Raw genomic sequence first — 8,722 nt, forward strand, 5'->3', positions numbered from 1 at the left:
AATACCTTAAATAAAAACAGCAAGCTCATGGCTTGCTGTTTATGTATTTGGCCTATGGGTGGTCAAATACTCCTACTAGTTCTTTATTTAGAACAAACGGTTGAGGCCGTTAAGAGCGGCAACACGATACGCCTCAGCCATTGTAGGGTAGTTAAAGGTGGTATTAACGAAGTACTCGATAGTATTCGCTTCTCCTTTTTGCTCCATGATTGCCTGGCCGATATGAATGATTTCTGCGGCACGCTCACCAAATACGTGGATACCTAGAATTTCTTTGGTTTCACGGTGGAACAGAATCTTCAAACTGCCGATGTCTTTACCAGCGATTTGAGCGCGAGCTAAGTGCTTGAATGAAGAGCGTCCTACTTCGTAAGGTACTTTCGCTGCCGTCAGCTCTTGCTCGGTTTTACCGACTGAGCTGATTTCAGGAATGGTATAGATTCCCGTAGGGATATCTTCAATCAAGTGACCTTCCGCTTCACCTTTAACAATCGCTTGTGCAACAAAACGACCTTGGTCATAAGCAGCACTTGCTAGGCTAGGGTAGCCAATCACATCACCGACCGCGTATACATGGTCAACATTAGTTTGGTAATTGGTATTCACTGATACTTGACCACGAGAGTCCGCTTCTAGACCAACCGCGCCTAAATTCAGTTTATCAGTGTTACCGGTTCGACCATTGGCATACAGCAAGCAGTCAGCACGCATCTTTTTGCCTGACTCCAGGTGAATGATAACGCCATCGTCAGTGCCCTCGATTTTCTCAAAGGTCTCATCGTTACGAATCACCACACCGCTGTTCCAGAAGTGGTAAGAAAGTGCGTCAGAGGTTTCATTATCTAGGAATGACAGCAGACGGTCTCGAGTATTAATGAGATCGGTCTTTACGCCCAAACCACGGAAGATAGACGCGTACTCACAACCTATAACACCGGCACCATAGATGATGATGTGTTGCGGGTCGTGTTTAAGAGAAAGAATCGAGTCGCTGTCGTAGATACGTTCATGTAGAAAATCGACGTTGTCTGGTTGATATGGACGAGAACCTGTCGCAATCACAAACTTGTCGGCACTGTAATGCTCTTCGGTACCATCACTTTGCATTACCGAAATAGTGTTGGTATCAATGAAACGAGCTGTACCAAACACCAGCGTACATTGGTTACGATCGTAGAAGCCTTGACGCAGTCGAGTCTGTTTGTCGATAACGGATTTCGCATGCCCCAGAATGTTGGAAAATGTCGAGTGAATGCTTTTGTTGTTCTGACAGAATAGAGGGTTATTATTAAATTCGATAATACGGCTTACAGCATGACGCAGAGCTTTCGAAGGAATGGTTCCCCAGTGGGTGCAACCACCACCAACGCTGCTCTCTTTTTCAATGATTGCAACGTTCAACCCGGCTTTGGTTAATCCCATCGCTGCCCCTTCGCCTCCGGGGCCACTACCAATTACGATTACATCAAAGTGGTTGGAGTGTGGCATAGATATCTTCCTTGTTATATTTGATTAACATTGCTGTAGCGGGATTTTAACTGATTCTGTTCTTGCGTACATGAAAAGGGCATCAGAGAGTCGGCGGGATCACGCAGTGCTAGCGAAAAAATAATTTTTGCTATGTCGTATGTCTCCAAATGGCAGTGTGGATATTGAAATTTTTTCTGCGAACGTATTTACTGCGGTACGTGAACAAAGAGGCGTGTTTGGTGTCTTATATAATCGGAGTATCTTATAAAAATAAGTGATTCGCGTTATATTGAACAGAGTATTAGACATGCCTGTTTAGGCTGTAAAAGAAGAAATTGATAAAGTATGAAACCAATGGGCATTCGCGCACAGCAAAAAGAAAAAACTCGTCGTAGCTTAATCGATGCAGCATTTAGCCAACTCAGTGCCGATCGTAGTTTTTCCAACCTAAGCTTGAGAGAAGTCGCTCGTGAGGCTGGAATAGCACCGACTTCCTTTTATCGTCACTTCAAAGATATGGATGAGCTTGGCTTAACCATGGTAGATGAAGGGGGCTTACTACTGCGCCAGCTAATGCGTCAAGCTAGGCAGCGTATAGTAAAAGAAGGCAGTGTTATTCGCACATCGGTTGAAACCTTTATGGAGTTCATTGAAAGCAGCCCTAACGTATTCAGACTGTTATTGCGAGAGCGCTCAGGAACTTCATTTGAGTTTCGTACAGCGGTGGCTCGTGAGATACAGCACTTTTCTGCTGAGTTAACCGAATACCTAATCACGACTGGCATGACACGAGATGAAGCTTTTACGCAAGCAGAAGCTTCGGTCATATTGGTCTTTAACTCAGGGGCAGAAGCATTAGATTTAGATCGACGTCAGCGAGACGAACTGGCTGAGCGCTTGATCATGCAATTGCGAATGATGGCCAAAGGGGCTTTTTGGTATCGTAAAGAACGTGAACGTAACCGATTAAAAGGCGGGATAGAATAATGTCGAATGAAAATAATACTGTAAACCGTGGCTCAGAAAGAAAAACACTGGTACTGGCTCTGATTGCTGGTGTGTGTGGCGATGCACTTTTATCTTGGGTAACAATGAGCGAAGTGGGCTTCTCAATCTTCCCACTGATTGCTTTAGTTTTAGCTGTACAAGCACTGTACCAAGAGTACCTCACTAACCCAGTATCGGAAGATATCCCGCTAGTTGGTTTAGCGTGTTTCTTCGTGGGCGCATTTGGTCACTCTGCGTTTGTCAAAGCACAACACCCAGATGCGGGTTCAAACTTCTTCGCGATTATCGTTGCAATGCTACTGCTCGCTTGGGTAGGTAAGAAGTTAGGCTTTATCGGTAAGACAGCTTAATCCAACCTATAAACAAAAAAACGAGCCGATTGGCTCGTTTTTTTGTGTCTACAGTTTGGCTTTTACCTAGATTAGGAAAGCGAGTATTACGCTTTACGCTCTAGGAATACGCCAGCTTCCATGTGGTGTGTGTAAGGGAACTGGTCGAATAGAGCAAAACGAGTAATATCGTGTGTTTCGCTTAAGATATCTAGGTTCTCTTTCAATGTTTCAGGGTTACAAGAGATGTACATGATGCGCTCGTAGCCTTGAACCATCTTACAAGTATCTACATCCATACCTGAACGTGGTGGATCAACAAAAATAGTGTTGCAGTTGTAGCTCTTCAAATCGATGTTTGCTTGTTGCAGACGGCGGAACTCACGTTTGCCTTCCATCGCTACCGTAAAGTCTTCCGCAGACATACGGATGATCTGAACGTTATCAATCTTATTGGCTGCAATGTTGTATTGCGCTGATTCAACCGATGGTTTCGCTAGCTCAGTCGCTAATACACGCTCGAAGTTTTGTGCCAGTGCTAATGAGAAGTTACCGTTTCCACAGTAAAGCTCTAGTAGATCGCCTTTACTGTCTTGAGTACAGTCAACGGCCCACTCCAACATTTTCTCAGCAACTTTACCGTTTGGTTGAGTAAAGCTGTTTTCTACTTGTTGGTAGATGTAGCTATCGCCATTTACGTCTAGCTTTTCAATAACGTAATCACGGTCTAATACGATCTTCATCTTACGTGCACGACCAATCAGGTTTAGGTTGAAACCTTCATCGTTCAATTGTTGTTTTAGCGCTTTAGCATCTTGAATCCATTGCTCCCCTAGTTGACGGTGGTAAAGCAGAGACACCAAAATCTCACCGCTAAGCGTAGATAAGAAGTCTACTTGGAATAGCTTGTGGCGTAGAGAGTGGTTGTCCTTCATTGCATCAACTAACAAAGGCATTAAGTCATTGATAAGACGGCTAGCAGCAGGGAACTGGTCTACACGGTATTTTTCTTTAGTTTCTTGATTGAACATGACGTAATACATATCGTCACCTTCATGCCACACGCGGAACTCAGCACGCATGCGGTAGTGTTGTTCTGGAGATTCGTACACTTCCAGCTCAGGCACATTATATTCTGAGAACATTTCAGTCAGACGCTCAGTCTTTTCTGCCAGTTGTTCTTGGTAGCGTTGCGGGTTTACATCTAAATTCGCCATTGTTATGCCTTTTGCTGTCGTGCTTTTAAATCAAGAGCGCAGATTTTATTCAATCACAGGCGCTTGTCCAGTGTTGAGAGCCAATCAGTGTAAATAGGCCATGAAAACTATAGCTTATAACTATCTTAGACTAGACAAATGATTCAGAGGTCAATACTATCTTCGGCAAGCTGGTGCCATTTAGATGTATAGATGGCTGAAGAGGGAATCTGGTGTGAATCCAGAACTGACGCGCAGCGGTAAAAGAGAACGAGTATTCATAAGACACTGCAAATAGCTTTTTGTGGGAAGTCGAATATCAGGTAACCATAAGGTTGTGCTCTTGAGTCCGAATACCTGCCAGCGGCTAAACCATAACATGTGGTTTGGTAGGAATTTACGCGATTTAGGATCACAACATGAACAAATCCCTTTTAGCGGTTGCTGTAGCATCGCTGCTTTCACCTATCTCCAATTTACACGCCCAACAAGCATCTGCTGATGAAACCATGGTGGTTACGGCTAACCGTTTTGAGCAGAGCACGGAAAGTGTTGTCGCTCAAGTTGAAGTAGTAACACGCCAAGATATCGATCGAATCCAAGCTAAGTCTCTAACAGATGTGTTTAGACGATTGACGGGTATTCAGGTTTCACAAAATGGAGGTCGAGGTCAGCAAGCTTCGATCTTTGTTCGTGGTGCTAACTCTGATCAAGTACTTGTTCTAATTGATGGTATTCGTTTTGCGCGAGCAGCAAAAGGTGGTGTCGATTTTAGCCAATTACCAATTACATTTGTCGATCGAGTGGAATACGTTCGAGGTGCCCGTGCTGCTATGTATGGTTCTGAAGCTATCGGTGGCGTTATCAACATTATTACCGTTGCAAATTCCGACAATGAAAAAACGGCAGTAAGTGCTGGTCTCGGAAGCTTAGATTATGAAGAGTTGAGCTTTGTTAGTGGTACTAAGGTTGGTGAAAATGGTCACTTAAACGTATCTGTTGGCTATGACTCCGATGAGGGATACAACGTTCATCCTATGTCGGGAATAAATGATGGTGACCGACATGGTTTTGAATCGCGCAATGCACTTATTGGCTATGTTCATAACTTTGATCAGCAATGGAGTGGTTTTGCTAACTTCCGCATGTTTGAGACTATCTCTCAATATGATGGTTCGTATGTTGACTATATAACGGGAGCTCCTGTCCACTCTTACAAAGAGGCAGAAGTTCAGAACTCTACCTTTGCTGCTGGTGTTAAATATAGTGGCAGTGAACTTAAGTCTGATTTCCTAGTTAACTATCAGAATCAAGATAACTGGAACTACGAACAGGCTTTAGGCAAGAACTCAGCGTCAGCAACATCTGATGAGCTTGAACAGCTAAATGTTCAATGGGTGAATTCATACAAACTGACTTCGGCAATGACTCTTAGTGGCGGTGTAGATTGGCGTGATGAGGCTTATATTGTTAAGCCTTCGAATACTGAATACGACAGAACGAATGTTGCGTACTTCGCTGCATTAAACGCAGATGCGGATAAAGTGTTCGGAGAATTGAGTCTTCGTGTTGATGACAATGAGCAGTTTGGTACAGAAACTACTTACAATACAGGGTTAGGCTATCGTTATGCTGAGTGGCTTGTTGTAAAAGCAGCTTATGGTACATCCTTCAAAGCACCTAACTTGTATCAACTATATAGCTACTACGGGAATGCACAGTTAGAAGCTGAAAAGGCAGATTCATTTGAGCTGACCTTTGGTGGCTTAATCAAGGGTATTGACTGGTCGATTACTGGCTATGACACGAACGTCGAAGACCTAATTGATTACAACTACGCAACAAGCAAGTACTACAATACCGATGGCGAAAGCCAACTGCGTGGTGTGGAAATGGTCGTTGGATTTGATACTAGCTTTATTAACCATCAAGTGAGCGCTAACTTTCAAGACCCAGAAGATCAATCTGGTGGGCAACTAATACGCCGAGCTAAGAAGATATACAAGTATAATGCAGTGGCTAGTTTCGACGAGGTTGATGTTTCACTAGGTTACCAATATGTAGGTGAGCGACCTGACTTCTCTGAAGATCTTGCCGCGTATAGCTTGTTCGATGTTTCAGTTAACTACTATGCGAATGAAAACCTAACCTTAAATGGTCGAGTAGATAACTTAACAGACGAAGAGTATGAAACTGCTGGTGGATACCCATCGCCAGAGCGTACATATTACGTCAATGCTACTTACCAGTTCTAACTAACACCTAAACCGCCCTCGGGCGGTTTTTTATTATTGGGTATATCAATGAAAAAGAAAGTCGTCATAAGTTGGTCATCAGGCAAAGACTCCACCTTAACCCTAGAGCGTTTGCTTGAGAGTGCTGAGTATGAAGTTGTTGCTCTCTATACTACCTATGTTGGAGATGAAGTTCCTTTCCAAGTCACTCCTATTGATGTGGTTGCCATGCAAGCGCAATTAATCGGTTTGCCGCTTATCACAATCGAGCTTCCGGAAGTGTTCCCAAGTAATGAGGTCTATCAAAGTACGATGGTTTCTGCATTGAAAGATTCTGGCTTATCAATTGATAGCGTGGCATTTGGTGACATGTTTTGTAACGGTATTGCCGACTATCGAAGAAGCTATATTGAACCTGCTGGCTGGGAATGTGTGTTCCCTCTCATGGGAGAGAGCAGTAAGGCGTTAGCTCGAGAGATAATAGACAGAGAAATCGAAACCTTTCTAGTCACAGTAGACAGCAACGCACTAGATATTAGCTACTGTGGGTTGAAATATACCAATGAACTAATAGAGGGATTACCTAACCATGTGGATCCGTGTGGTGAAGATGGAGAATTCCATACCTTAGTGACCTCTGCACCATGCTTTAAAGGAAAGCTTGATATAGAACTAGAAGCGATAGAGCAAGGTGAGCGTTTTGTACATCAACGTTATCGAGCTTGTATTCTATAGCGTGAAGATTGGCGAAAACTAAGTGAAGGGGTATTATTGCTGCGAAACTACATATAGGTAATCGTTGTGTCGGATAGTCTACAAAAAAACATATTGGTCTTTGATTCAGGGGTGGGTGGGCTATCTGTCTATAAAGAGATAAGTCAGCTATTGCCTAATCATAACTATATCTATGTATTCGATAATGAAGCTTACCCATATGGTGAGCTCAATCAGCAGGTTCTGATTAGAAGAGTTCAGAGCATAGTCGCCAGTTTTGTGGCTAGTCACGCGATAGATATCGTAGTGATAGCTTGTAATACAGCGAGCACGATTGTCTTACCTACACTCAGAGCCAATAATCTTATCCCTATTGTCGGTGTTGTTCCGGCAATCAAGCCGGCTTCTTTGCTAGCAAACAAAGCGGTGGGGCTGATTGCTACTCCGGCGACCATTACCCGTGAATACACGCACGAACTGATCAAAAACTTCTCAATTAATAAGAGGGTTGAACTTCTTGGCTCGACGAGGCTGGTGGATATGGCCGAAGATAAGCTCAGAGGAGAGGCAATCAACTTAGAAGAGCTCAAGCAAATCCTTCAGCCGATGATTAATACCATTGATGTTGCTGTTTTAGGCTGTACCCATTTCCCACTGATAAAGTCTGAGATTCAGCAAGTATTAGGCGAAAGTGTGGCATTGGTGGATTCGGGTAAAGCGATAGCGAAACGAGTCCAAGATTTGTTGGGTTTAGAAGATGGTCATGAAGAAGGGGGAGTAAGAGAGGTTTTTTGTAGTGCACTTCCCAAGAAAGAAAGTGCACTAAATAGTATGTTGAAGCAGTTAGGGTTTAGTTCTGTTCAGATTCGTCCGCTTCAGGATGCTTAGGATCATTCGCAACACGTACTTTTAAAGTTCGTTGCATGTAATCTTTGTCGTTAAGGGCAGAGATTGCATGATTCACATCATTACTTGCCATAACAACAAATCCGAAGCCTCTTCTTTTACCAGTTCGCTTGTCTTTCATTAAGCGTACTGCAAACACTTCACCATGTTCTGAGAATAATTCACGAACATGCGATTCGTTCGCCTTGTATGGAAGGTTACCCACATAAAGCGTTTTTGTTGAAGCTTTAGGTTCTGAATCTGATTTTGAGTCGGTGCTTGAAAAGTTAACAACAAAAGCGGAAGCCAAGACACCAAGGATAAAGGTAATTGCAGGCGATATATCTACCTGAGAGAAAACAATGCCGCCTAATACAGCCAGTGCGACAATTAACAACATCGATTTTTTTGAGTTCATATCGGAATACTACATATTAATAAACGAAATAGACGCATCTACCATTAACAAAATAGACACATGAATCTTACGTTCATGCCTTTCATTTTTCCAATGTATTGCTGTGATACGTCTCAAATGTTTAGTTTTTATTCGAAAAATGCGGATCTGGTGGCTTTTTAGGCGAACAAAACTTTTATTTGAAAAAGCTCTTGTGCTCCTTCTCAATCTCTCTATAATGCCGCCTCACCGACACGGAGTGAGACGAAAGTCACACAGCGAAATCGGTAGAGAAAAAGAGTTTGAAAATAACCCTTGACTCTAAAAACGGTGCGAGTATAGTACGCACCCCTAGCGACTGAGATGTTAATCACAAAACGCTAGCGCTCTTTAACAATTTAAACCTATCAATCTGTGTGGGCACTCGTTGATGAATATCAAAAATTGATTCTTAGGAATCACATTGATTTCAATGAACTGAGTGACCAA

Annotated in this window: 8 protein-coding genes and 1 riboswitch; of the genes, 5 read left to right on the forward strand and 3 right to left on the reverse strand. The window is 43.0% G+C overall.

The window, feature by feature from the left end; translation table 11 throughout:
* Positions 1-87: 87 nt before the first annotated feature.
* The gene (gene sthA / locus F0228_RS22335) at positions 88-1,488 is read right to left on the reverse strand and encodes a Si-specific NAD(P)(+) transhydrogenase (protein WP_105057898.1); all 1,401 of its coding nucleotides are present in this window, start codon (positions 1,486-1,488) and stop codon (positions 88-90) included.
* Between the two features lie 327 nt (positions 1,489-1,815).
* On the opposite strand from sthA, the gene fabR reads away from it, so the two are divergent.
* Positions 1,816-2,457, forward strand: a complete 642-nt coding sequence (fabR, locus tag F0228_RS22340) for an HTH-type transcriptional repressor FabR (RefSeq protein ID WP_004740554.1) — start codon at positions 1,816-1,818, stop codon at positions 2,455-2,457.
* Entirely contained in the window at positions 2,457-2,828 is a 372-nt protein-coding gene (locus F0228_RS22345) for a YijD family membrane protein (RefSeq protein ID WP_004740556.1), read from the forward strand. The genes fabR and F0228_RS22345 overlap by 1 nt, the downstream gene beginning before the upstream one ends.
* Before the next feature lie 86 nt (positions 2,829-2,914).
* Here F0228_RS22345 and trmA read toward each other — a convergent pair whose 3' ends face one another.
* Complete coding sequence (gene trmA / locus F0228_RS22350; protein WP_061034228.1) at positions 2,915-4,024, reverse strand: tRNA (uridine(54)-C5)-methyltransferase TrmA; 1,110 nt, start codon at positions 4,022-4,024, stop codon at positions 2,915-2,917.
* Positions 4,025-4,178: 154 nt separating this feature from the next.
* Positions 4,179-4,383, forward strand: a riboswitch (cobalamin riboswitch).
* 39 nt (positions 4,384-4,422) lie between these two features.
* Between trmA and btuB the strand changes: the two genes are divergently transcribed.
* The 3 genes from btuB to murI are packed head-to-tail and all read left to right on the forward strand — an operon-like array spanning position 4,423 to position 7,839.
* Entirely contained in the window at positions 4,423-6,258 is a 1,836-nt protein-coding gene (gene btuB, locus F0228_RS22355; RefSeq protein WP_171762757.1) for a TonB-dependent vitamin B12 receptor, read from the forward strand.
* A 48-nt stretch (positions 6,259-6,306) separates the two neighbouring features.
* Positions 6,307-6,972, forward strand: coding sequence for an adenine nucleotide alpha hydrolase (locus tag F0228_RS22360; RefSeq protein WP_116869924.1), 666 nt, complete (start codon positions 6,307-6,309; stop codon positions 6,970-6,972).
* Positions 6,973-7,032: 60 nt separating this feature from the next.
* Entirely contained in the window at positions 7,033-7,839 is an 807-nt protein-coding gene (murI, locus tag F0228_RS22365) for a glutamate racemase (RefSeq protein WP_205416605.1), read from the forward strand.
* On the opposite strand, the gene F0228_RS22370 is transcribed toward murI, so the two are convergent.
* Positions 7,802-8,254, reverse strand: coding sequence for an RNA-binding protein (locus tag F0228_RS22370; protein ID WP_102425826.1), 453 nt, complete (start codon positions 8,252-8,254; stop codon positions 7,802-7,804). The genes murI and F0228_RS22370 overlap by 38 nt on opposite strands.
* Positions 8,255-8,722: the final 468 nt, after the last annotated feature.

It is taken from the genome of Vibrio sp. 99K-1, assembly GCF_013114585.1.
In the GTDB taxonomy this organism is placed as follows: Bacteria; Pseudomonadota; Gammaproteobacteria; order Enterobacterales; family Vibrionaceae; genus Vibrio; species Vibrio chagasii_B.